This window comes from Pseudomonas cremoricolorata DSM 17059 = NBRC 16634, assembly GCF_000425745.1.
Classification (GTDB): Bacteria; Pseudomonadota; Gammaproteobacteria; order Pseudomonadales; family Pseudomonadaceae; genus Aquipseudomonas; species Aquipseudomonas cremoricolorata.
Genome location: NZ_AUEA01000013.1, coordinates 59,487 through 83,358, shown reverse-complemented (window position 1 = coordinate 83,358; position 23,872 = coordinate 59,487). Strand labels below are relative to the sequence as shown.

Annotated in this window: 26 protein-coding genes and 1 tRNA gene; 4 read left to right on the top strand and 23 right to left on the bottom strand. The window is 61.7% G+C overall.

The window, feature by feature from the left end; all coding sequences use genetic code 11:
• Positions 1–7 precede the first annotated feature (7 nt).
• From iscA to trmJ, 6 genes are all read right to left on the bottom strand, one after another.
• Positions 8–331, bottom strand: coding sequence for an iron-sulfur cluster assembly protein IscA (iscA, locus tag H618_RS0115745; protein ID WP_028695982.1), 324 nt, complete (start codon positions 329–331; stop codon positions 8–10).
• A 41-nt stretch (positions 332–372) separates the two neighbouring features.
• Positions 373–759 (bottom strand): Fe-S cluster assembly scaffold IscU, encoded by a 387-nt coding sequence (iscU, locus tag H618_RS0115740; protein ID WP_003248539.1) that lies wholly within the window; start codon positions 757–759, stop codon positions 373–375.
• Positions 760–805: 46 nt separating this feature from the next.
• Positions 806–2,020 (bottom strand): IscS subfamily cysteine desulfurase, encoded by a 1,215-nt coding sequence (locus tag H618_RS0115735; protein WP_028695981.1) that lies wholly within the window; start codon positions 2,018–2,020, stop codon positions 806–808.
• A gap of 34 nt (positions 2,021–2,054) precedes the next feature.
• Positions 2,055–2,546: a Fe-S cluster assembly transcriptional regulator IscR gene (gene iscR, locus H618_RS0115730; protein ID WP_028695980.1), complete on the bottom strand. Its 492-nt coding sequence runs from the start codon at positions 2,544–2,546 to the stop codon at positions 2,055–2,057.
• A gap of 166 nt (positions 2,547–2,712) precedes the next feature.
• The gene (gene cysE / locus H618_RS0115725) at positions 2,713–3,501 is read right to left on the bottom strand and encodes a serine O-acetyltransferase (RefSeq protein WP_028695979.1); all 789 of its coding nucleotides are present in this window, start codon (positions 3,499–3,501) and stop codon (positions 2,713–2,715) included.
• Positions 3,502–3,507: 6 nt separating this feature from the next.
• Positions 3,508–4,263, bottom strand: a complete 756-nt coding sequence (gene trmJ / locus H618_RS0115720; protein WP_028695978.1) for a tRNA (cytosine(32)/uridine(32)-2'-O)-methyltransferase TrmJ — start codon at positions 4,261–4,263, stop codon at positions 3,508–3,510.
• Between the two features lie 150 nt (positions 4,264–4,413).
• Between trmJ and suhB the strand changes: the two genes are divergently transcribed.
• On the top strand, positions 4,414–5,232 hold the full coding sequence (gene suhB / locus H618_RS0115715; RefSeq protein WP_028695977.1) for a type III secretion system regulator SuhB: 819 nt from the start codon (positions 4,414–4,416) through the stop codon (positions 5,230–5,232).
• A 68-nt stretch (positions 5,233–5,300) separates the two neighbouring features.
• Here suhB and H618_RS0115710 read toward each other — a convergent pair whose 3' ends face one another.
• The 6 genes from H618_RS0115710 to queA form a co-directional block, all read right to left on the bottom strand.
• Positions 5,301–5,849 (bottom strand): glycine zipper 2TM domain-containing protein, encoded by a 549-nt coding sequence (locus H618_RS0115710; RefSeq protein ID WP_028695976.1) that lies wholly within the window; start codon positions 5,847–5,849, stop codon positions 5,301–5,303.
• Between the two features lie 121 nt (positions 5,850–5,970).
• Positions 5,971–6,879, bottom strand: coding sequence for a protein translocase subunit SecF (gene secF / locus H618_RS0115705; RefSeq protein WP_028695975.1), 909 nt, complete (start codon positions 6,877–6,879; stop codon positions 5,971–5,973).
• A 10-nt stretch (positions 6,880–6,889) separates the two neighbouring features.
• Entirely contained in the window at positions 6,890–8,752 is a 1,863-nt protein-coding gene (gene secD, locus H618_RS0115700; RefSeq protein ID WP_028695974.1) for a protein translocase subunit SecD, read from the bottom strand.
• Between the two features lie 64 nt (positions 8,753–8,816).
• Positions 8,817–9,149: a preprotein translocase subunit YajC gene (gene yajC, locus H618_RS0115695; RefSeq protein WP_028695973.1), complete on the bottom strand. Its 333-nt coding sequence runs from the start codon at positions 9,147–9,149 to the stop codon at positions 8,817–8,819.
• Between the two features lie 60 nt (positions 9,150–9,209).
• Positions 9,210–10,325, bottom strand: a complete 1,116-nt coding sequence (gene tgt, locus H618_RS0115690) for a tRNA guanosine(34) transglycosylase Tgt (protein WP_161628454.1) — start codon at positions 10,323–10,325, stop codon at positions 9,210–9,212.
• Between the two features lie 14 nt (positions 10,326–10,339).
• Positions 10,340–11,389, bottom strand: a complete 1,050-nt coding sequence (gene queA, locus H618_RS0115685; protein ID WP_028695971.1) for a tRNA preQ1(34) S-adenosylmethionine ribosyltransferase-isomerase QueA — start codon at positions 11,387–11,389, stop codon at positions 10,340–10,342.
• A 108-nt stretch (positions 11,390–11,497) separates the two neighbouring features.
• Between queA and H618_RS0115680 the strand changes: the two genes are divergently transcribed.
• The 3 genes from H618_RS0115680 to H618_RS0115670 all read left to right on the top strand — a co-directional run bounded on the left by H618_RS0115680 (position 11,498) and on the right by H618_RS0115670 (position 13,639).
• Positions 11,498–11,582 (top strand) — tRNA-Leu (locus tag H618_RS0115680).
• 397 nt (positions 11,583–11,979) lie between these two features.
• Complete coding sequence (locus H618_RS0115675; protein ID WP_028695970.1) at positions 11,980–12,630, top strand: trypsin-like peptidase domain-containing protein; 651 nt, start codon at positions 11,980–11,982, stop codon at positions 12,628–12,630.
• A 91-nt stretch (positions 12,631–12,721) separates the two neighbouring features.
• Entirely contained in the window at positions 12,722–13,639 is a 918-nt protein-coding gene (locus H618_RS0115670; protein WP_028695969.1) for a bestrophin family protein, read from the top strand.
• Here the strand turns inward: H618_RS0115670 and H618_RS0115665 are convergent.
• From H618_RS0115665 to H618_RS0115615, 11 genes are all read right to left on the bottom strand, one after another.
• Positions 13,636–14,028 (bottom strand): lysozyme inhibitor LprI family protein, encoded by a 393-nt coding sequence (locus tag H618_RS0115665; RefSeq protein WP_028695968.1) that lies wholly within the window; start codon positions 14,026–14,028, stop codon positions 13,636–13,638. The genes H618_RS0115670 and H618_RS0115665 overlap by 4 nt on opposite strands.
• Positions 14,029–14,222: 194 nt before the next feature.
• A complete protein-coding gene (locus tag H618_RS0115660; RefSeq protein WP_028695967.1) occupies positions 14,223–14,762 on the bottom strand; it encodes a hypothetical protein in 540 nt (179 codons plus the stop codon).
• Positions 14,763–14,830: 68 nt separating this feature from the next.
• Positions 14,831–15,394 (bottom strand): GNAT family N-acetyltransferase, encoded by a 564-nt coding sequence (locus H618_RS0115655; protein WP_050577323.1) that lies wholly within the window; start codon positions 15,392–15,394, stop codon positions 14,831–14,833.
• Between the two features lie 112 nt (positions 15,395–15,506).
• The gene (locus H618_RS0115650) at positions 15,507–15,890 is read right to left on the bottom strand and encodes a YkgJ family cysteine cluster protein (protein WP_028695965.1); all 384 of its coding nucleotides are present in this window, start codon (positions 15,888–15,890) and stop codon (positions 15,507–15,509) included.
• Positions 15,891–16,041: 151 nt separating this feature from the next.
• Positions 16,042–17,250: an alanine transaminase gene (alaC, locus tag H618_RS0115645; protein ID WP_028695964.1), complete on the bottom strand. Its 1,209-nt coding sequence runs from the start codon at positions 17,248–17,250 to the stop codon at positions 16,042–16,044.
• Between the two features lie 230 nt (positions 17,251–17,480).
• Positions 17,481–18,368 carry a heme o synthase gene (gene cyoE / locus H618_RS0115640; RefSeq protein ID WP_028695963.1) on the bottom strand — a complete coding sequence of 296 codons (888 nt, stop codon included), beginning with the start codon at positions 18,366–18,368 and terminating at the stop codon, positions 17,481–17,483.
• Positions 18,369–18,379: 11 nt separating this feature from the next.
• Positions 18,380–18,712, bottom strand: a complete 333-nt coding sequence (gene cyoD, locus H618_RS0115635) for a cytochrome o ubiquinol oxidase subunit IV (protein ID WP_028695962.1) — start codon at positions 18,710–18,712, stop codon at positions 18,380–18,382.
• Complete coding sequence (cyoC, locus tag H618_RS0115630) at positions 18,712–19,335, bottom strand: cytochrome o ubiquinol oxidase subunit III (RefSeq protein ID WP_028695961.1); 624 nt, start codon at positions 19,333–19,335, stop codon at positions 18,712–18,714. Before cyoC ends, cyoD begins: the two co-directional genes overlap by 1 nt.
• A gap of 3 nt (positions 19,336–19,338) precedes the next feature.
• Complete coding sequence (cyoB, locus tag H618_RS0115625) at positions 19,339–21,357, bottom strand: cytochrome o ubiquinol oxidase subunit I (RefSeq protein ID WP_028695960.1); 2,019 nt, start codon at positions 21,355–21,357, stop codon at positions 19,339–19,341.
• 3 nt (positions 21,358–21,360) lie between these two features.
• The gene (cyoA, locus tag H618_RS0115620) at positions 21,361–22,305 is read right to left on the bottom strand and encodes a ubiquinol oxidase subunit II (protein WP_028695959.1); all 945 of its coding nucleotides are present in this window, start codon (positions 22,303–22,305) and stop codon (positions 21,361–21,363) included.
• 558 nt (positions 22,306–22,863) lie between these two features.
• Positions 22,864–23,370: a disulfide bond formation protein B gene (locus H618_RS0115615; RefSeq protein ID WP_028695958.1), complete on the bottom strand. Its 507-nt coding sequence runs from the start codon at positions 23,368–23,370 to the stop codon at positions 22,864–22,866.
• Positions 23,371–23,872 lie beyond the last annotated feature (502 nt).

The window sequence follows — 23,872 nt, the reverse complement described above, 5'->3', positions numbered from 1 at the left end:
TCAGGCCTCAGACATTGAAGCTTTCGCCGCAGCCACATTCACCGCGCACGTTGGGGTTGTTGAACTTGAAGCCCTCGTTCAACCCTTCCTTGACGAAGTCGAGCTCGGTGCCATCGAGGTAGACCAGGCTTTTCGGGTCGATGATGACCTTCACGCCGTGGTTCTCGAAGACCTGGTCTTCCCCTGCCAACTCGTCGACGAACTCCAGCACATAGGCCAGACCCGAGCAGCCGGTGGTGCGCACGCCGAGGCGAATGCCCTCACCTTTGCCGCGCCCGTCGAGGGAGCGGCGAATATGGTTGGCGGCGGCTTCTGTCATGCTGATAGCCATCGGAACTCCTTACCTCTCATCGAATGCCTGGCGACAGGCGCTCAGATCAAGCCTTTCTTCTGCTTGTAGTCGCGTACGGCTGCCTTGATGGCATCCTCGGCGAGTACCGAGCAGTGGATCTTGACCGGTGGCAACGCCAGCTCTTCAGCCAGCTGGGTGTTCTTGATGGTCTCGGCTTCGTCGAGGGTCTTGCCCTTCATCCACTCGGTGGCAAGAGAGCTCGAAGCGATGGCCGAGCCGCAGCCGTAGGTCTTGAACTTGGCGTCTTCGATGACGCCCTGCTCGTTGACCTTGATCTGCAGGCGCATGACGTCGCCGCACGCAGGGGCGCCGACCATGCCGGTGCCGACATCCGGGTCCTCGGCATTCATCTTGCCGACGTTACGCGGGTTTTCGTAGTGGTCGATGACCTTTTCGCTGTATGCCATGGTGCAATTCCTTCCTCGTCAGGGAGCCGCTCTTACTGGCGACTGCTTAGTGGGCGGCCCACTCGATCTTGGAGATGTCGACGCCGTCCTTGTACATGTCCCACAGGGGCGACAGTTCGCGCAGTTTGTTCACGGCCTCGCAGACTTTCTGCGCGGCGTGGTCGACTTCTTCTTCGCGGGTGAAGCGGCCGAAGGAGAAGCGAATCGAGCTGTGTGCCAGTTCGTCGTTACGGCCCAGTGCACGCAGCACGTAGGACGGTTCCAGCGAAGCGGAGGTGCACGCCGAACCCGAGGAAACCGCGATGTCCTTGAGGGACATCAGCAGCGACTCGCCTTCGACGTAGTTGAAGCTCAGGTTCAGGTTGTGCGGTACGCGCTGGGTCTGGCTGCCGTTGATGTAGAGCTCTTCCAGGTCGGAAACCTGCTTGAAGAAGCGGTCGCTCAAGGCCTTGATGCGCACGTTTTCCTCGGCCATTTCCTGCTTGGCGATGGCGAACGCTTCGCCCATGCCGACGATCTGGTGGGTCGGCAGGGTGCCGGAACGCATGCCGCGCTCGTGGCCGCCACCGTGGACCATGGCCTCCAGGCGCACACGTGGCTTGCGGCTGACGTACAGCGCGCCGATACCTTTGGGGCCGTAGACCTTGTGTGCCGAGAACGACATCAGGTCGACTTTCATCTTCTGCAGGTCGATTTCGACCTTGCCGGCCGATTGCGCCGCATCGACGTGGAACAGCACGCCGCGAGCGCGGGTCAGTTCGCCGATGGCGGTGATGTCGTTGATCGAGCCGACTTCGTTGTTCACGTGCATCAGCGAGACCAGGATGGTGTCATCGCGCAGCACCGCCTCGACCATGGCCGGAGTGACGATACCGTCGGCACCCGGCTCGAGGTAGGTCACTTCGAAGCCTTCACGCTCGAGCTGACGCGCCGTATCCAACACCGCCTTGTGCTCGATCTTGGAGGTGATGATGTGCTTGCCTTTGGACTGATAGAAGTGCGCGACGCCTTTGAGGGCGAGGTTGTCGGACTCGGTGGCACCGCTGGTCCAGACGATCTCGCGCGGGTCGGCGTTGATCAGCTCGGCGACCTGGCGACGGCCATTCTCTACCGCTTCCTCGGCGCGCCAGCCGAACACGTGAGAGCGCGATGCCGGGTTACCAAAGTTGCCGTCCATCAGCAGGCAATCAGCCATTTTCTGGGCGACACGGGGATCGACCGGGGTGGTCGCGGAGTAATCGAGGTAGATCGGCAACTTCATTGGATATCTCCTATCAGGCGTTGGCGCCGCTCTGTCATTCGACGGCGGACGTCTCAATCTTGTCCATCTGCGCGGCGCGGCCGGCGACCCGGCGCAGGTCCTGGCGATGGGCGACTTCTTGCACCTCACGGCGCATGACGAGGTCGGCCAGGCTGATGCCGCTGAGGAATTCGTGGATCTGCTGGCTGAGGTCGCACCACAGGTGGTGGGTCAGGCAGGTGTCGCCGGAGTGGCAATCGCCAAGGCCTTGGCAACGGGTGGCGTCGACCGACTCGTTGACAGCGTCGATGACCTGGGCCACTTCAATGGTTTCCATACCGCGGGACAGCTGATATCCACCGCCCGGACCGCGCACACTGGAAACCAGGCTGCTGCGCCGAAGCTTGGCGAACAACTGTTCCAGGTAAGAGAGGGAAATCCCTTGGCGCTCGGAAATATCGGCCAGGGACACAGGCCCGTGCTGCGCGTGCAACGCCAGGTCGAGCATGGCGGTTACGGCGTATCGGCCTTTGGTAGTCAGTCGCATGGCTATGGGTACCACGGGAGTTACGGAATGGGCGCCAGTATGCAATTCCCGAGCATTTAAGTCAACTATAAGACCTAGCGCTTTGGTCGGGTTTACCCAGGGAAGTGGTCGCGAGTGTAGCAGACCCATGCGGGCCTGCACACGCTACGCGGGTGGCATGGCGAAATCAGTGCGCCTGGGCGTCGCTGCGGGCGGCGTCCTTTTCTTCGACGAAGCCTTCTTCAGGCAAGGCCGGCAGCTCTTTGGCGCGGTAGTCGCTACCCAGCTGAGTCAGCGCCCCGCACATACCTTCGAGGCGCTCATCGACCGCCTGCAGGTGATCGAGCATCTGCCCGATGGCACGCGCCACCGGGTCAGGCATCTCGCCACTGACGCCATAGGCATCGAAGCCGATCTTCTCGGCCATGGCCTTGCGCCGCGCCTCGAGCTCACCGCCCTCCTCGCTCTTGACGATGATGCGCCCGGGAATGCCCACCGCCGTCGCCCCGGCAGGCACAGCCTTGGTGACCACCGCATTGGAGCCGATCTTCGCCCCGGCACCGACGGTGAACGGGCCGAGCACCTTGGCCCCGGCACCGACCACCACACCGTCTTCCAGGGTCGGGTGACGCTTGCCCTTGTTCCAGCTGGTGCCACCCAGGGTCACACCCTGGTAAAGGGTGACGTCGTCGCCGATCTCAGCGGTTTCGCCGATGACGATACCCATGCCGTGGTCGATGAAGAAACGCCGGCCAATGGTGGCACCCGGGTGAATCTCGATACCCGTCAGCCAGCGGCCAAAATTCGACACCAGCCGCGCCAGCCATTTGCAGTCACGCCGCCACAGCGCATGACCCAGGCGGTGCAGCCAGATCGCGTGCATGCCGGGGTAGCAGGTCAGCACCTCGAAAGTATTGCGCGCCGCAGGATCACGGTGGAATACGCTCTGGATATCTTCACGCAGCCGCTCGAACATCTGATTTCAGTCCTTCCGTTTATGCGGCTCGCCCCGAGCGACCTTCTGGGTCTCGGTGAGGATGCCGCGCAAAATGCTCATTTCCGAATGATTGACCGCACTGCGCCCATACAGACGACGCAGACGCGCCATCAGGTGCTTGGGCTTGGCCGGGTCGAGGAAGCCGATCTGCACCAGAGTCTGCTCCAGGTGATCGTAGAAGCGCTCCATCTCATCCATGGTCGCCAGCGGCTCGCCGGCATCCTCCACCTCGATCTGATCGCCATCCTGCGCAGCCAGCCAGGCGCTGCGCGCCTCGTAGGCCAGCACCTGCACGGCAGCGGCCAGGTTCAGCGAACTGAAGTCGGGGTTGGAAGGAATGTGCACGTGAAAGTGACATCGCTGCAGTTCGTCGTTGGTCAGCCCGGCGTGCTCGCGACCGAACACCAGGGCGATCTGCTCGCCGCCGCCGGCATGCTCGACCGCCTTCACGCCGCATTCGCGCGGGTCGAGCATGGGCCAGGGCAGGCTGCGGTCGCGGGCGCTGGTGCCTAGCACCAAGGTACAGCCGACCAGGGCCGCCTCGAGGCTGTCGACCACCTCGGCGCTGGCGAGCAGGTCGTCGGCACCCGAGGCGCGGGCGCTGGCCTGTTCGGACGGAAAGGCCTTGGGTTGCACCAGCACCAGGCGCGACAGGCCCATGTTTTTCATGGCACGCGCAGCGCCGCCGATGTTGCCGGGGTGACTGGTATTGACCAGAACAACACGAATATTCTGCAGCAAGGCGATGGGCTCTCAGTGGCGGGAATGGCGGGCCGCAATCTTACAGAAGCGACCCTGCTTGTGCCACGTACCTGCATGTGGCGCTTTTGCCTGCGTGAATTTCTGCTAGAATGGCCGGCTTTATTCTTTAACATTCCAGGTGAAACGCCCATGCAGCCTATGCTGAATATCGCGCTGCGCGCTGCGCGCAGCGCCAGTGAACTGATCTTCCGCTCCATCGAACGCCTGGACAGCCTCAAGGTCGACGAAAAGGGTGCGAAAGACTACGTCTCCGAGGTTGACCGCGCCGCTGAAGAGACCATCGTCAAAGCCCTGCGCAAGGCCTACCCGAACCACTCCATCCTTGGCGAGGAAACCGGCCTGCATGCTGGCAGTGGTGAAGAAGGCAAAGATTACCTCTGGATCATCGACCCGCTCGATGGCACCACCAACTTCCTGCGCGGTATTCCGCATTTCGCCGTGAGCATCGCCTGCAAATACCGCGGCCGCCTCGAGCACGCGGTCATCGTCGACCCGGTTCGCCAGGAAGAATTCACCGCCAGCCGCGGTCGCGGCGCCCAGGTCAACGGCCGCCGCCTGCGGGTCAGCTCGCGCAGCAGCCTCGACGGCGCCCTGCTCGGCACCGGCTTCCCGTTCCGTGACGACCAGATGAGCGACCTGGACAGCTACCTGGGCATGTTCCGCGCCCTCACCGGCCAGACCGCCGGCATCCGCCGCGCCGGTGCTGCCAGCCTCGACCTGGCCTACGTTGCCGCTGGCCGCTTCGACGGCTTCTGGGAAGCGGGTCTGTCGGAATGGGACATGGCCGCTGGCGTCTTGCTGATCCAAGAAGCGGGTGGCCTGGTCAGCGACTTCAATGGCGGTCACGACTTCCTCGACAAAGGCCACATCGTTGCCGGCAACATCAAGTGCTTCAAGGCGATTCTCACCGCCATCCAGCCGCACCTGCCGGAACACCTGAAGCGCTGATTGGCGTTTCTTTCAGGCATAAAAAAAGCACCGTTCAGGTGCTTTTTTTATGCCTTGGATTCAGTGGATCACTGACCCGGCTGGCTCTGACTCAGAATCAACTTGCCGTTCTTGTCCAACGGAATGCTCGAGCCTGGGTCGCGGTCCATCTTCACCTGGCCGGCCTGGTCACCGATGGTGTACTTGACGTTGTAACCCACCACCTTGTCGCTGATGTCATTGACCGTGTTGCAGCGGGTTTGCGTGGTGGTGTAAGTATCACGCTGCTGCATGCCTTCCTGCACCTTGTTGCCGGCGTAACCGCCGCCCACGGCACCGGCCACGGTGGCGAGCTTCTTGCCGTTGCCACCGCCGATCTGATTGCCGAGCAGGCCGCCAGCCAGCGCACCCACCACGGTACCGGCGATCTGGTGCTGATCCTTGACCGGTGCCTGACGGGTCACGGTCACGTCCTTGCACACTTCACGGGGCGTCTTGATTTGCTGCTTGATCGGTTGCACGTCGGTCACTTGGGCGTACTCCGGGCCTTTGTTGACCAGGCTATACGTCGCCAGCGCCCCGCCGGCAGTCACTGCAACAGCACCCAGTACCGTCCCTACCAGCATTGATTTATTCACGTGAATTCTCCTGATCTATCCAGCGGGTCCGCGCCCGCGCTTGTCCCAGCCTTGGAGCAAAAAAAAAGGCGCGAGTTCAATACTCGCGCCTCTCGTTTCGCCAAATGGCGTAGGAGATCTCTTACGGACGATCGTCCACGCCTTCGGTTTTGACCGGGGGAATCAGGTCTTCGCTGCTCAGTTTCAGCCAGATCAACACCACGTTGGCGATGTAGATCGACGAGTAGGTGCCCGCCATGACGCCGATGAACAGCGCCAGCGAGAAGCCGAACAGGTTGTCACCGCCGAAGAACAGCAGCGCGGCGATGGCTAGCAAGGTCGACACCGAAGTGGCGATGGTGCGTAGCAGGGTCTGGGTGGTCGAGACGTTGATGTTCTCGATCAGCGACGCCTTGCGCATGACGCGGAAGTTCTCGCGCACTCGGTCGAACACGACGATGGTGTCGTTCAGCGAGTAGCCGATGATCGCCAGCACCGCAGCCAGCACGGTGAGGTCGAAGGTGATCTGGAAGAACGACAGGATACCCAGGGTCACGACGACGTCGTGCACCAGGGATACGATCGCACCGACGGCGAACTTCCACTGGAAGCGGAAAGCCAGGTAGATGAGGATGCCGCCCAGCGCCAGCAGCATGCCGAGGCCACCCTGGTCGCGCAGCTCTTCACCCACCTGCGGGCCGACGAACTCGACTCGCTTGACCGTCGCCGGGTTGTCACCGCCGGCCTTCTGCAGCGCCTCGGCAACCTTGTTGCCCAGTTGCGGGTCGTCGCCCGGCATACGCACCAGCAGATCGGTGGTAGCGCCGAAGCTCTGCACCACGGCCTCGTGGAAGCCGGAACTGACCAGCTCGCCGCGCACCGCCTTGAGATCGGCCGGACGCTCGTAGGTCAGCTCGATGAGCGTACCGCCGGTGAAGTCCAGACCGAAGTTCAGGCCCTTCTGCCACCAGCTGAACAGCGCCAGCACGGTGAGCAGTACGGTAATGGCGAACGCACTGTTGCGTACGCCCATGAAGTTGATGGTTTTCATGGTTATTCCCTCAAACCCACAGCTTCTTGATGTCACGCCCGCCGCAGGTCAGGTTGACCATTGCGCGGGTCACCATGACGGCGGTGAACATCGAGGTGAAAATCCCGAGGGACATGGTGACCGCGAAGCCTTTGACCGGCCCAGTGCCCATGGCGAACAGGATGCCGCCCACCAGCAGGCTGGTCAGGTTGGCGTCGATGATCGCGGTGTAGGCGCGGTTGAAGCCTTCGTGGATGGCGCGCTGCACCGACATGCCGTTTTTCAGCTCCTCGCGAATCCGCGAGAAGATCAACACGTTGGCGTCGACCGCCATACCCATGGTCAGCACGATACCGGCGATACCCGGCAGGGTCAGGGTGGCGCCCAGCAACGACATCAGCGCCAGCAGCAGCACCATGTTGCCCGCCAGGGCAATGGTGGCGATCACGCCGAAGCCGCGGTAGATGGCGATGATGAACAGCGAGACGAAGAGCATGCCCCACAGCGACGCATCGACACCTTTGGTGATGTTGTCGGCACCCAGGCTTGGACCAATGGTGCGCTCTTCGGCGAAGTACATCGGTGCCGCCAGACCACCGGCACGCAGCAGCAGCGCGAGCTCGGAGGATTCGCCCTGGCCGTTGAGACCGGTGATGCGGAACTGGCTGCCCAGCGGCGACTGAATGGTCGCCAGGCTGATGATCTTCTTCTCTTCCTGGAAGCTTTGGACCGGCACTTCCTTCTCGACGCCGTTGACGCTCTGCTTGACGTAGCGGGTGATCGGCTTCTGCTCGATGAAGATCACCGCCATGCTGCGACCGACGTTGCTGCGCGTGGCGCGGCTCATCAGTTCGCCACCATGGCCGTCGAGACGAATGTTGACCTGCGGACGACCGTGTTCGTCGTAGCTGGCCTGGGCGTCGGTGACCTGGTCACCGGTGATGATCAGGCCGCGCTCGACCGGTGCCGAGCGGCCGCCTTCGCGGAACTCGAACACTTCACTGGTGGCGCGCGATGCACCTGGCTCGGCGCCGAAGCGGAACTCGAGGTTGGCGGTCTTGCCGAGAATACGCTTGGCCTCGGCGGTGTCCTGCACGCCCGGCAGCTCGACCACGATGCGGTTGGCGCCCTGGCGCTGAACCAGCGGCTCGGCCACGCCCAGCTCGTTGACCCGGTTACGCACGGTGGTCAGGTTCTGGCGGATCGAGTATTCGCGGATCTCGGCGATCTTCGCCTGGGTCAGCGCCATGCGCAGCACGGCCTGGCCGTTGCGCTCGGTGGTGGTCAGGTCGAAGTCGTTGAAATTCTTGCGTACCAGGCTGCGGGCCTGTTCGCGGGTAGCGTCGTCGGCGAAGCCGAGCATGATGCCGCCGTTCTGTTGCGGCAGGCTGCGGTAGCGGATGCGCTCTTTACGCAGCAAGGTCTTCACCTCGCCCTCGTAGACTTTCATGCGCGCGCTCATGGCCTTGTCCATGTCCACTTCCAAAAGGAAATGCACACCACCGGACAGGTCCAGGCCGAGCTTCATCGGGCTGGCGCCGATCTTGCGCAGCCACTGCGGGGTGGTCTGGGCCAGGTTCAGGGCCACGACATAGTCATCGCCGAGCGCCTTGCGCACCACATCCTTGGCTGGCAGCTGGTCTTCCTGATTGCTCAGACGCACCAGGCCACTGCCCTTCTCACCCAGGCTGGCGCCTTTGACGGCGATGCCGGCATCGGTCAGCGCCTTGCTGACGCGATCCAGGTCGGCCTGATTGACCTGCAGCGCCGAACTGGCACCACTGATCTGTACGGCCGGATCGTCCGGGTAGAGGTTGGGAGCGGAATAAATGAAACCGATCGCCAGTACCAGCAGGATCAGTGCGTATTTCCACAGAGGGTATTTGTTCAGCATCACGCCGCCCGTTCAAGACGCGGGGCGCGTTGCGCGCCCCGACTGGAAAAATAAAACCGGTGCCTCAGATCGCTTTGAGCGTACCTTTTGGCAGGGTCGCCGCGATGGCGCCCTTCTGGAACTTCAATTCGACGGTGTCAGACACTTCCAGCACCACGAAGTCATCGGAAACTTTGACGATCTTGCCGGCGATACCACCGTTGGTGACAACTTCGTCACCTTTCTGCAAGTTGCCCAGCAGGTTCTTCTGCTCTTTGGCGCGCTTGGCCTGTGGACGCCAGATCATCAGGTAGAAGATGACCAGGAAGCCGACCAGGAAGATCCATTCAAAACCGGCAGGACCCGCGGCGGCAGGGGCTGCGGCGTCCGCGTAGGCGGCAGGAATCAGAAAGCTCATTTGACACTCCAGTTGCTAGCGTTATGCACAGGCGAAGCGTGTACATTCGGTGAGGAACACTCAGTCCAGCGGCGGCACAGGCAGCCCGCGTTTGGCATAGAAGGCGTCGACAAAGGCGGCCAATTTACCCTGTTGAATAGCCTCGCGCAAACCAGCCATCAAGCGCTGGTAATGACGCAAGTTGTGGATGGTATTCAACATGCTGCTGAGCATTTCTCCGCACTTGTCCAGGTGATGCAGGTAGGCGCGCGAGAAGTTGCTGCAGGTGTAGCAATCACAGGTTGGATCGAGCGGCGATTCATCATGGCGATGGAACGCGTTACGGATCTTGATCACCCCGGTATCGACGAACAGATGGCCATTGCGCGCATTGCGCGTAGGCATCACGCAGTCGAACATGTCGACGCCGCGGCGCACACCCTCTACAAGATCCTCGGGCTTGCCTACCCCCATAAGGTAACGAGGTTTGTCAGCAGGCATCTGCCCTGGCAGGTAGTCCAGCACCTTGATCATTTCATGCTTGGGCTCGCCGACCGACAGCCCGCCGATGGCCAGGCCATCGAAGCCGATCTTGTCCAGGCCTTCGAGCGAGCGCATGCGCAGGTCTTCATGCATGCCGCCCTGGACGATGCCGAACAGCGCCGCCGAGTTGTCGCCATGGGCATTCTTCGAGCGCTGCGCCCAGCGCAACGACAGCTCCATGGAGGTACGCGCCACATCATGCTCGGCCGGGTACGGCGTGCATTCGTCGAAGATCATCACGATGTCCGAACCCAGGTCGCGCTGCACCTGCATCGACTCTTCCGGGCCCATGAACACCTTGGAGCCGTCGACCGGCGAGGCGAAGGTCACGCCTTCTTCCTTGATCTTGCGCATGGCGCCCAGGCTGAACACCTGGAAGCCGCCGGAGTCGGTCAGAATCGGGCCTTTCCACTGCATGAAATCGTGCAGGCCGTTGTGCTTCTTGATCACCTCGGTGCCCGGACGCAGCCACAGGTGGAAGGTGTTGCCGAGGATGATCTCTGCGCCGGTGGCTTCGATGTCACGCGGCAGCATGCCCTTGACCGTGCCATAGGTGCCCACCGGCATGAACGCCGGGGTCTCGACCGTGCCACGCGGGAAGGTCAGCCGACCGCGACGGGCCTTGCCGTCGGTGGCCAGCAGTTCGAACGACATTCGACAGGTGCGACTCATGCTTGATCCTCGGGGCCACGCGGCGCCGGATTGCGGGTGATGAACATGGCATCACCGTAACTGAAGAAGCGGTAGCCCTCAGCGACCGCCGCGGCGTAGGCGGCCATGGTCTGGGGATAACCGGCGAAGGCCGAGACCAGCATCAGCAGCGTGGACTCCGGCAGATGGAAGTTGGTCACCAGCGCATCGACCACATGGAACGGCCGACCGGGGTAGATGAAGATGTCGGTGTCACCACTGAACGCCTTGAGCTGGCCATCGCGGGCCGCGCTTTCCAGCGAGCGCACGCTGGTGGTGCCCACGGCAATGACCCGGCCACCGCGAGCGCGGCACGCCGCCACGGCATCTACCACGTCCTGGCTGACTTCCAACCACTCTTTATGCATGTGGTGGTCTTCGATGTTGTCGACCCGCACCGGCTGGAAGGTGCCGGCACCGACATGCAAGGTCACGAAGGCCTGCTCGACGCCCTTGGCGGCGATCTGCGCCAGCAGTTGCTGATCGAAGTGCAGCCCGGCAGTGGGCGCGGCTACCGCACCGGCGCGCTCGGCGTAGACGGTCTGGTAACGCTCGCGGTCGGCGCCTTCGTCGGGGCGGTCTATATAAGGCGGCAAAGGCATGTGCCCGACCCGCTCGAGCAAAGGCAGCACTTCTTCGCTGAAGCGCAGCTCGAACAGCGTGTCGTGGCGGGCGACCATCTCGGCCTCGCCGCCGCCGTCGATGAGCAACTGCGTGCCCACCTTCGGCGCCTTGCTGGCACGCACGTGAGCCAGCACGCGGTGGCTATCGAGCACACGCTCGACCAGCACTTCCAGCTTGCCGCCGGACGCCTTCTGGCCGAACAACCGCGCCGGAATCACCCGGGTGTTGTTGAACACCATCAGGTCGCCTGGGCGCAGGTATTCGAGCAGGTCGGTGAACTGCCGGTGCGCCAGCGCCCCGCTCGGCCCATCGAGGACCAGCAGACGGCTGCCATGGCGCTCGGCCAGCGGATGGCGAGCGATCAGGGAATCAGGGAGTTCGAAAGAGAAATCGGCGACGCGCATGATGGTGTTCGGTTCGACAAAGCCGGGAAGTTTAGCCCAACCGGTAAAAATTGACCATGAAAGCCGATTGACCGACCGACGGCGCCTCTCTATACTGCGCGCCGACAAGCCCTGATGGCGGAATTGGTAGACGCGGCGGATTCAAAATCCGTTTTCGAAAGGAGTGGGAGTTCGAGTCTCCCTCGGGGCACCATCATCAAGTTCCAAGCGGTCTCTACCAGACCCGGAACGCCAAAGAAACCGGCCATTGAGCTGGTTTTTTTGTGTCTGGCGTTCAGGGGTAATCGGCGCTGGTCAGTTGCGTGGGACTGGTTAGCAGCCCATCGCAGCCTTTTTTGCTGCCCGCAATTCACCCTCCCTATGCCCTCGCACAACCCGCCAGCCTGCGCCGTCCTGAGAACGCCTACCACCTAGCGGAATCTATCTGCTGCATACGCAAAATCCATGGTTAATAGCCACGTGCCACTAGTACACTCTGCGACGTTTGGGTTAGTCCCAAAGTAGAACGCGGCTGATAGGTTTTGGCCGGCTCCTCCACCCTTCCTCGCGACGTCCCCATGAAAACGACTGTGCCCTGCCTCGCAGCAATGATGCTGTTGAGTGGGTGCAATGGAATGCCCACCAGTTCTTTCGCTACAAACCCTCTCCATGACCAGGCCTTCGTCGTCCATTCGGGCGCGCCGCTGCCGATGCTGCTGATGGCAACGGCCATTCAGTGGAATGAGGACTACGCCGTCACCGCCAAGCACACGCCGTTCCTTCCCGGCGTGGTGCATGAGGGGCTGGGTGATGTGGTGTTCTTCCGGCACAAGGCCAGCAGCGTGCCGCAGTGGCGCCAGTTCGTGCCGGGCGAGGCGGTCACGGCCGTAGGTTTCAATGGCTTGTCGATGCCGGTCGAGGGTCGTGGCCATGCCAGCGGTGCGCTGGTGCGCCTGAAGGGCACCGGCGGCGGGGTGTTCTATTCGGTGCATGACGGCCCGCTGGTCAAGGGCATGTCGGGTGGGCCGCTGTTCGCCGATGACGGCAAGGTGCTGGGCATCAACGTTGCGTTCATCGCCAAGGATGAAATCGACGGCGAGCGCCGGCCAGACCTTGCCGGGGCGCAGCGGGTCAGCGTGTTCATGCCCTACAACGAGATCGAGCGTGAATGGCGCCGTTACCAGTACAAGCTGGCGCATGGCGGCGCCGAGCCGAAGCGCCCGGCGGCCATCGGCCTGGTGGCGAAGGCCGCCGCTCAATAGCCCGGCCTGGCCGCACGCGACAATGGGACGCGCGAACCTTGCTCGGGTCGCGACGTCCGATGACTCATGTCAATGAACATGAGAACGCATCTTGAAAGAAGCCATTGCCCGTAAATATCGCCTGGTGGTGAAGACCTTCGGCTACATCGGCTGGTCACTGTTCTGGCTGCTGATCTGGGACGTCGTGGTGACCATCGACTTCATGCTGTTCCTCAACAGCAAGTTCAACCTGCCGCTGATACCACTGACCTTGCTCGGCTCGGCGTTGGTGGTGCTGGTCAGCTTTCGCAACAGCAGCGCCTACAACCGCTGGTGGGAAGCGCGCACGCTGTGGGGGGCGATGGTCAACAGCTCGCGCAGCTTCGCCCGCCAGGTGCTGACCCTGATCGACGATAGCGACGAAGGCCTCAACCCGGTCAAGGCGACGCTGTTGCGCCGTCAGGTGGCCTACGTCAACTGCCTGGCCGCGCATCTGAAGGGCGAGCCGTGCCCGCCGGAGCTGATGGCGTTCATGCCACAGCAGGAATTCGAGCGGCGCAACGGCTCGAACAACTTCGCCAACGACATCCTCGCCGGCTCAGCCGCGTTGCTGGCCCGCGAGTACAAGGCCGGGCGGCTCGACAGCATTCGCCTGGCGCGCCTGGAATCGACCCTGGTCGACATCTCCAACGCCCAGGGCGGCATGGAGCGCATCGCCAACACGCCCCTGCCCTTTCCCTACGTGTATTTCCCGCGACTGTTCATCAGCCTGTTCTGCCTGATCGTGCCGGTGGGCATCGTCGAATCGCTGGGCTGGTTCACCCCGCTGGCCTCCACCGTGGTCGGCTTCATGCTGCTGGCGATCGAGCGAATCGGCACCGACCTGCAGAGCCCGTTCAAGGTCAGCGAACACCAGATCAAGATGGACGCGATTTGCGAGACCATCGAGCGCAACCTGGAATCGATGCAGCGCGAGGCGCAGTGCGAGGCTCAGGGTGATGAACCTCGCATCGAGACGACGCGGGTCTAGCCCTCAGGGTTGAGCATGCGCTCCAGCTCATGGGCGCGGCTCTCGGTCATGTCCTTGATGCACATGGCGCCGTCCAGTTGCGAGATGGTGCCATCATTCAAACGCCCCCAGAACGTGCAGTTGCTGTCGCGATAGGTGATCCAGTTGCGCTGCACTTCGCGCAGGGTCTTCTGCTTCGGCGCTGCGAGCTTGCCCATCAGTTGCTTGTAAGCCTGATTCAGGCGCGCGTCCTGGCGAGCGCTTTCGCTCTGGATGCAAGTGCTCATGAGCGAGGTGCTTGAGGCTTTGTCCATGCACTGGGTGTAGGCCTTGGAGCCTTCGGCGGCCTGTGCATTGGAAAGCATCAAAGCCGCTGCGAGGGCGCTGGTCACGAGGGAGATCTTGAGCATGAGTGAGTCGTCCATTGGTTGTGCGCAAAATGTGCAGGGATTACGCCTGACAGTTCTGCCAGTCGAGCGTTATCCGAATATCCAAGACAGTCTGTCAGACACGCTCGGCAGAGACAGACATGACTGTTCGCTTGACTCTGCAAGCGCCCGGGCAGTTCCGGCAAATGCAACAACGCAGTGCACACGCCCTACCGCTATAACACCTGCCCCTGCTCGGCCGGCATCAACACCGCCCCCGGCTCGAACCGCAGCGCCGGCATCTGCAAGCCGGCATACACCACCGCCAACAGCGCGACGATCACCACCCCATCCCACCAGCGCCAGCCAGGCACATCCTGCGCACGTTGCGCCCTCCAGCAGTGCCAGGCCTGGCCTGCGCAGAACGCCAGCAGCGCCAGCCCCCACAGATAGAAGCCCAGCCCCAGGGCGGTTACGTCATGAAACTCATAGCTGACGTTATCCGGCAGTCGCTCGATGGCAAAGCTGCCCAGCGCCACATACAGCGCGCCCACACCCGCCAGCAGCGCCAGTCGGCGAAAGCGTCGATGCGCCAGCACGGCCAGCGCGAACAAGGGATTGGCGAACCACTGGAACAGCCCGAACGGCATGCCCCACGGCCCGTAGATAAGCATCTGCAGCGCCGACAGTTGGTAGCCGCCGCTCATGTTCGCGCCGGCGAAGAACAGGCTGGCGAGGTACAGCAGCAGGCTCAGGGAGAGGTAGTAGGCAGGCAAGAACACGACCGCAGGCAACTGGAACGGGGCCCGACCATAACCCAGCGGCGGGTGCCGCTCAACCGCGCTCAGGCCACAGGCGGTTCCAGCAGCAGGCCGTACAAACCGGAGTCGGACAATTCGCCGGCGATGCACCAGCGTGCGCGCAAGGTGCCCTCGAGGACGAAACCCTGACGCTCCAAGGTGCGCGCCGAACCGTCGTTGCGTGGGTCGATTTCCGCCTCCAGGCGCCGCAGGTGCAGGGTGTGAGCCAGGTAATCGATGAAGCAGGTCAGCGCTTCGTCCATATAGCCGCGGCCTTGCACGGCGCTGCTCAGGCAGTAGCCGATTTCGCCACGGCGAGAGCCCGGCTCGAGGTTGAACAGCTGGACCATGCCGATCAGCTCGGCGTTGTCACGGCGGTACATGCCCAGTTTGAGCTGACGCCCTTCAACGTACGCCTCGCGGTCAGCCGCCAGCGCAGTCTCGGCCTCGGCCACCTCCTGCCATGGCGCGTGGTGCCAGTAGCGCATGACCTGTGGGTCGGCCATGATCGTCAGCCAGGTCGGTGCATCGGCATGGCGCATGGGCCGCAGCTGCAGGCGCGGGCTGTCGAGGCACAGGTCGCTGGGGAAGCTGTAAGGCTGGGGCACGCGCACTCTCCGTTACCGTCACATGACGTTCCAGTGTCATCCGAGAGGCCGTCCCAAGCGGATCAGGCCTTGGTCGAATGGACATCTGCGCAAACAGCGACGCCGTGCTCTGTTACGCCACCTGGGCGCCGTTGTCGTCATCGTCGGGCCAGTGTGGCTCGTTGGCCTCCAGCGGCGGCAGACCATACGCAGCGCGCGCAGCATCGCAGCTGGGATTGTGCACGCCATCGACCCACGACGCCTCGAACTCCCGGCAGGGACTGGAACGGTTGGCGTAGATGCTGCAACCGACCTTATTGCCGATCTCGCCGTCCAGGCTGATACAACGGATGGGCTTGGCATCGGTGCCGATCATGGCGACGCGGGTCGGGTTGATCTGCACCACCAGATCATCGGGCACGACGCCACCGGCAGACTGGCATTCGCCCCAGAAGAAAGACACACGAAAAAACCCGCAGCAGGCGCCGCAGTCAAGGCAAGGGTTGTATTCGGACATGATGCCCACGGAGGGAGAGTTGAGGAGAGCGGGTCTTGCCCGCGCGCTCTTTTTAATCCATGCCCGTGCGGCTGAGAAGAGGGGCGATGAAAAATAAATCGCCGTCGATCCGACACTACGAGGAGGCCGCCTGGCGACCTCCTCGACCGGGCTATTTGTGGCTCAGGCCGTCGGCGCGGAACATCTGCCGGATGCCGCGAATGGCCTGGCGGATACGGTCCTGGTTTTCGATCAAGGCAAAGCGCACGTGGTCGTCGCCATAGTCACCGAAGCCGACACCCGGCGAGACACAGACCTTGGCTTCGGCCAGCAGCTTCTTGGCGAACTCCAGCGACCCCAGGTGGGCGTAAGCCTCGGGAATCTTCGCCCAGACGTACATCGAGGCCTTGGGGTTCTCGACCATCCAGCCCAACTCATGCAGGCCTTTGACCAGCAGGTTGCGCCGCTGCCGGTACTGCTCGGCGATATCGCGAACGCATTGCTGATCACCTTCCAGAGCGGCGATGGCGGCCACTTGCAGCGGTGTGAAGGTGCCGTAGTCGTGGTAGCTCTTGATCCGCGCCAGGGCGCCGACCAGCTCCGGGTTGCCGACCATGAAGCCGATGCGCCAGCCGGCCATGTTGTAGCTCTTGGACAAGGTGAAGAACTCCACCGCGATGTCCTTGGCCCCCGGCACCTGCATGATCGACGGTGCCTTCCAGCCGTCGTAGACGATATCGGCGTAGGCCAGGTCGTGAATCACCAGCACGTTGTACTGCTTGGCCAGCGCCACCACGCGCTCGAAGAAGTCCAGTTCGACGCACTGCGCGGTGGGGTTGGAGGGGAAGCCCAGGATCATCATCTTCGGCTTGGGAATCGACTCGCGGATCGCCCGCTCCAGCTCCTTGAAAAAATCCACCCCCGGCACCAGCGGCACCGACCGCACCTGCGCACCGGCGATCACTGCGCCGTAGATATGAATGGGGTAGCTGGGGTTGGGCACCAGCACGGTGTCACCTTGGTCGAGGGTGGCGAGCATCAGGTGCGCCAGGCCTTCCTTGGAACCGATGGTGACGATGGCTTCGCTTTCCGGGTCGATGTCGACCTCGTAGCGTTGCTTGTACCAGTTGGAGATGGCCCGGCGCAGACGCGGGATACCGCGGGAGGTCGAGTAACCGTGGGTATCGTCGCGCTGCGCGACCTGCACCAGTTTCTCGACGATGTGCGGCGGCGTGGCGCCGTCAGGGTTGCCCATGCTCAGGTCGATAATGTCCTCGCCACGGCGGCGGGCGGCCATCTTCAGTTCGGCGGTGATGTTGAACACATAGGGCGGGAGGCGATCGATGCGCGAAAAGCGGCGTGGCGTGACGGAGTCGGCCATGGGTGTTTCCTCGAAGTACGTAAGCGCCCGGAACCGTCCGAGCGACGCTGGCCACTGCTGCGGCCATGGCGAAACATACTGCCGGAAACAGCCGCTTGTAAACGACTATTTCCTGTTTAATGGATGATTTTCAGATGCTTTGCATGGAATGCGGCGCTCAGGCTTTACGCCGCCCAATAAAAAACCCCGACGCGAGCGTCGGGGTTTTCAGTGCAGCAACTGCCGGGCTATCAGCGTGCGTAGGTCATCAGCACGTCGGCGGCGGTCTGGCTGTCCACCGACATCATCAGGCTCAGGGCCGTGACGGTGAGGATGGAGAAACCAAACACCTTGCGCGCCCACTTGCTGTCGTCCTCGGCCTTGTAGCCACCCCAGGCCATGTACAGCCAGTACAGGCCCATGGCCGCTGCGACCACCAGGTAACCCAGGCCGGCGTAACCGCCCAGGGTCAGCATCAAGGTGGCCAGCACGAACGCCAGCACGTACAGCACGATCTGCTTCTTCGCCGCCAGAACACCGCGCGCCACCGGCAGAACCGGAATGTTGGCCGCGCTGTAGTCCTTGAAGCGGAAGATGGCGATGGCAAAGCTGTGCGGCATCTGCCACAGGCTGAACATCACCAGCAGCGTGAAGGCTGCCAGGTCGAAGCTGTTGCTGACGGCGCAGTAGCCGATCACCGGAGGCATGGCACCGGACAGGCTGCCGACCAGGGTGCCGTGCACCGACTTACGCTTGAGCCAGAGGCTGTAGAAGCCCACATAAACCACGAAACCGATCAGTGCGCAGTACGCCGCCAGCGGGTTGGCCTGGACGTACAGCAGGCTGAAGCCGGCCACCCCGAGCAGGGTGGCGTAGAGCAGCGCCACGGGCAGGGACATGGCGCCCTGAACCATGGCGCGGTTCTTCGTGCGCTCCATCTTCTGGTCGATGTCGCGGTCGATGCAGTTGTTGAATGCACAGCCGGAAGCGACCACCAGGGACGTGCCGACGATCACCGCCAGCAGCAGCGCGAAGTCCACGTGGCCCTTGGCAGCCAGGAAGAAACCACCTGCCACGGAAATCACGTTGCCGAAGATGATGCCCGGCTTGGTGATCTGGATGAAGTGCTTCACGGACATGCAGACTTACCTCACTTGGCCATCATTTCGATGTGGATGCTGAACATGATCCACAGCGACAGGCCGACCAACAGTGCAATCACCATGACGGTGAAGAGGAACGTCGAAACGTTGTTGCGTTGCTGCTTGGAGCGGTCCATGTGCAGGAAGTACACCAGGTGTACCACTACCTGGATCACTGCCATGGCGACGATCACCAGAACCGTGAGGTTCTTCGGCAGCATCGGCGACATGGCCAGCGCGAACGGGATCGCGGTCAGGATGATCGACAGTACGAAGCCGATCATGTACGACTTCACGCTGCCGTGGCTGTCGTCGTGATGCGTGTCGTGTGCATTGGCCATTACAGAACCCCCAGCAGATAAACGACGGTGAAGACGCAGATCCAGACCACGTCGAGGAAGTGCCAGAACAGGCTCAGGCAGCTCATGCGGGTCTTGGCGGTCGGCGTGATGCCGTGCTTGTTGATCTGGAACATCATGATCGCCATCCAGATCAGGCCGGCGGTCACGTGCAGGCCGTGGGTGCCGACCAGCGCGAAGAACGCCGACAGGAAGCCACTGCGCTGCGGGCCGTAACCCTCGCCGATCAGGTGATGGAATTCATAGATTTCCATCGCGATGAAGCCCGCACCGAACAGGAAGGTCACTGCCAACCAGCCCAGTACGCCTGCCTTGTTACCGGCGAACATCTTCAGCATGGCGAAGCCGAAGGTGATCGAGGACAGCAGCAGGAACGCGGTTTCTACCAGCACGAAGTCGAGCTGGAAGATGTCATGACCCGACGGGCCGCCGGCAAAACTGCCGGACAGCACCGCGTAGGTGGCGAAGAGCGACGCAAACAGGATGCAGTCGGTCATCAGGTACAGCCAGAAACCGAGTACGGTCATCTGGCCCGAGTCGTGGTGGTGATCGTCGTGCCCATGGTCGTGGCCATGAGCGTCACCGTGAATTACTTGACTGGACATTGATTACACCCGTTCAAACGTTTCGACACGTGCGCCATTGGTAGGCACACCGGCGAGCTGCAGAGCCCGATGGCGTTCACCTTCGATACGCGCCACTTCTTCAGCCGGAACCATGTAGCCCTGATCGTCACGCGCAGCGTGGCGAACGAAGACGGCGATGGTCGCAACCAGGCTCAGACCTACCAGCCACCAGATGTGCCAGATGAAGGCGAAGCCGAAGACGGTCAGCAGCAGGCCCATGAACAAACCGGTCGAGGTATTGCTCGGCATGTGGATCGCTTCGTACTTGGCCGGAACCTTGTAGGCAACACCGGCTTCCTTGGCTTCGTGCCAAGCGTCCAGACCAACTTTCTCAGGCATGTGAGCGAAGTTGTAGAACGGAGGTGGCGACGAAGTGGACCATTCCAGAGTACGGCCGCCCCATGGGTCGCCAGTGACGTCCATGTTCTGCTTGCGATCGCGGACCGAGACGAAGATCTGGATCAGCTGGCAGGCGATACCGAACAGGATCAGCAAGGCGCCGACGACGGCGACGTACAGGTAGGGTTCCCACAGTGGGTTGTCGGAGTGGTTCAGACGACGGGTCATGCCCATGAAGCCCAGCGCGTACAGCGGCATGAAGGCCACGTAGAAGCCGGAGATCCAGAACCAGAACGCAGCCTTGCCCCACTTCTCGTTCAGGGTGAAGCCGAAGGCTTTCGGGAACCAGAAGGAGAAGCCAGCGATGTAGCCGAAGACGGCACCGCCGATGATCACGTTGTGGAAGTGAGCGATCACGAACAGGCTGTTGTGCAGAACGAAGTCAGCACCTGGCACGGCCAGCAGAACGCCGGTCATACCACCGATCGAGAAGGTGACCATGAAGCCCAGGGTCCACATGATCGGCGCGGTGAAGCGCAGACGGCCCTGGTAGATGGTGAACAGCCAGTTGAACAGCTTCACACCGGTCGGGATGGAGATCAGCATCGTCGCCAGGCCGAAGAAGGTGTTGACGCTGGCGCCGGCACCCATGGTGAAGAAGTGGTGCAGCCAGACCGCAAAGCCCAGTACGGCGATCGCGCCCGAGGCGTAGATCATCGCATGGTGGCCGAACAGGCGCTTGCCCGCGAAGGTCGAGGTGACTTCCGAGAACACACCGAAGGCCGGCAGGATGAGGATGTACACCTCAGGGTGACCCCACGCCCAGAACAGGTTGACGTACATCATCGGGTTCCCACCAAGCTCGTTGGTGAAGATGTGGAAGTCCAGATAACGGTCAACGGTCAGCAGAGCGAGTGCGGCAGTCAGAATCGGGAACGAAGCGACGATCAGCACGTTGGCCCAGGTGCAGGTCCAGGTGAAGATCGGCATGTCCATCAGTTTCATGCCAGGGGCGCGCATCTTCATCACGGTGACGAGGAAGTTCACGCCGGTCAGTGTGGTACCCAGACCTGATAGCTGTAGCGCCCAGATGTAGTAGTCGACACCCACCCCAGGACTGTACTGAATACCCGCAAGCGGCGGATAGGCAACCCAGCCGGTCTTGGCGAATTCACCGACGCCCAGCGAGATGTTGACCAGCAGCACGCCTGCCAGCAGCAGGTAGAAGCTCAGGGAGTTGAGGAACGGGAAGGCCACGTCACGGGCACCGATCTGCAGCGGAACCGCAAGGTTCATCAAACCGGTGAAGAACGGCATCGCCATGAAGATGATCATGATCACACCGTGAGCGGTGAAGATCTGGTCATAGTGTTCAGGCGGCAGATAGCCTTCGGAGCCGCCGGTAGCGACCGCCAGCTGTGTACGCATCATGATCGCGTCAGCAAAGCCGCGAATCAGCATGACCATCGCGACGATGATGTACATCACGCCGATTTTCTTGTGGTCAACCGTGGTCAACCATTCGGTCCACAAGTAGGTCCACTTGCGGAAATAGGTGAGCAGGCCGACAACGACGAGACCACCGAGCGCGATCATGGCAAGCGTCACCATGACTATCGGCTCGTGATAGGGTATCGCCTCCAGACTTAATTTACCGAACATCTCTTACTCCTCTGCCCCGGCAGCTGATTGCTTACTCGACTCAACACCCTGGGTTGTGGCCAGATCCTTGCTGCCTTCCTGTTCGTGGTTCGGACCACCGCGTTTCATACCAGCGTACTTGTCGACGATGATCTGGAACTGGTCAGGCGAAGCCACGCTGTACAGCGCAACTGGGTTGTTTTCGCTAGGTTTGGCCAAGGCGTCGTACGTTGCCTTGTCCAGTTTCAACGGCGACCGCTTCACTTCGGCGACCCAGGCATCGAACTCTTCCTGGGAGGTAGCAGTAGCCTTGAACTTCATACCGGTGAAACCGGCGCCGCTGTAGTTGGCGCTGATACCGTCGAATACACCTTCTTCGTTGGCGATCAGGTGAATCTTGGTGGTCATGCCGGCCATGGCGTAAATCTGGCCGCCCAGACCCGGAATGAAGAACGAGTTCATCACGGCATCGGAGGTCACGCGGAAATTGACCGGAGTGTTGGCCGGGAAGTTGATCTTGTTCACCGTGGCAATGCCTTGCTCGGGATAGATGAACAGCCATTTCCAGTCCAGGGCGATCACGTCGATCTGTACCGGCTTGACGTCGGAGTCTAGCGGACGATAGGGATCGAGACGGTGCGTGGAGAGGTAGGTGACGTAGCCCAGGGCGATGATGATCAGGATCGGGATGATCCACACCGCGGCTTCGATCTTGGTCGAGTGCGACCAGTCAGGGGTGTAGGTGGCGGCTTTGTTGGAAGCACGGTACTTCCAGGCAAAGGCCAGGGTCATGATGATGACCGGCACCACCACCAGCAGCATCAGGCCGGTTGCGATCAGGATCAGGTTCTTTTGCTCAATGCCGACCTGGCCCTTCGGGTCGAGCAGGGTCCAGTTGCACCCACTGAGTAAAAGCATGCCTAAAACGGGCAATATGCCGAACAGTCTGGGGTAACGCTTTTTACTCATCTCACGACCTCTAGATCAGCTTGCTTCAATGCAATTTGTGTTTTGGTAGCCAACACTTCGTCCTGCCAAGCGTTAGCATTTTTCGCTCGAATTCGCTCCTGCCTGTGATCCGACTGCAGGATCTGGCTTGGAGCGTGCTCAACGGTGCTTAGGTATCTTAGGCAAACGGCCTGTGCTTCAGACCAAGTCCATTTGGTGCGAGAAAACGCGGAGGGGTATCCGCCCGGGATCGCCGTAGGGCGATACTCGACGAAGTCAGCAAAAAGGAGGCTGAAGCTTCCTTCTATCCTGCGACTCGCAAGCAGTTGCCGAACGGAAATTGGGGGCGATTGTAGTTAGCTGGGCTGCTGGTGACTATGACTTATTGAGCAACAGTCTTTTACGCATGCGGTAACAATGAGCCGCACAATGTCAGCTTTGCGACAGTTTGTCGCACCCCTACCCATCCCGTTGCAAGCCGCATGGCATAAGGCTTTGCAGGTCTGGCGCAGGGCCTGTGGCGGAAAGACCGGGTCGAACGTCAGGGGATTCGACTGCCCTCAGGGTGCGGCATTTTGTCTACCCGCGGCGGCGATTTCGCAGGATGCCCAGCGGCACCAGAATCGCGGTCAGTACGAAGGCCACCAGCGCCCACTGCGCGAGCGACAAACCGAGGATCGGCGGGTACGGCGTGCTGCAGAAACCATCGACCTGGAAAGCCAGCGGCCAGAGCTTGGCCAGTGGCAGGTCGTCGACGATCGGCTGCAGGGTATCGATGCCGCAGCTGACCATGGAGTTGGCGAGTATATAGACATGGTTGCCCGCCGCAATGATGCCGCCAATGGCACTGGCCACCACCAGCCCCTCGCACAGCGTCAGGCTGCGCCGTCCTGGCATCGCCGCGCCGATGAAGGCGAACACCGCGATCAGCAACAGCGCATAGCGCTGCAGGATGCACAGCGGGCACGGCGCCTCACCGAGCACCACCTGCATATAAAGCGCACCGCCGATCAGCGACAGGCAGATCACTCCAAGCAGCACCAGAAAGCGTCGTTCCCGGTTGAGGGTGGAGAGGTGTGGGTTCATTGCCGGTTCCTTTGATCGAGTGAGTGCGCTGCACGAGGCGTTAAGACCAGGCCCGGAAAAATCGGTTCAACGCCCCCGTGGCGCATGCCAATGGGGCCGCCCGCACTGGGCCCCGGGTCAGCCGGAGTGAAGAATACAGCGATTAATGCAGGATTAAACCCGGCCCGGGTCAATCTCGCGACAGCGTCTACCCCTGCATAACGGTCGAGCCAGCCGCTTTATTAATAGGCCTGCACTGGCAGACACAGCGTACAAGCGCGTGCCATTTGCCTCGCCATCAGCCCGCAATAAGCCGCCTCTATCGCCCGATTTAGCCCCTCTAACGCTATATATATTTATATATATCGATGTCATTTCGACATCTACGCCGCTACTATTCGCGACGCCACACTGACATCAAACAACTAAAGAACTCTTGCACAGCCTGGTCACCCAGGCTGCGGCCGTGCCATCAGCGCGCGAACGAGTCGCTATATCCAAAAATTTATAATAAGGCCGCCGA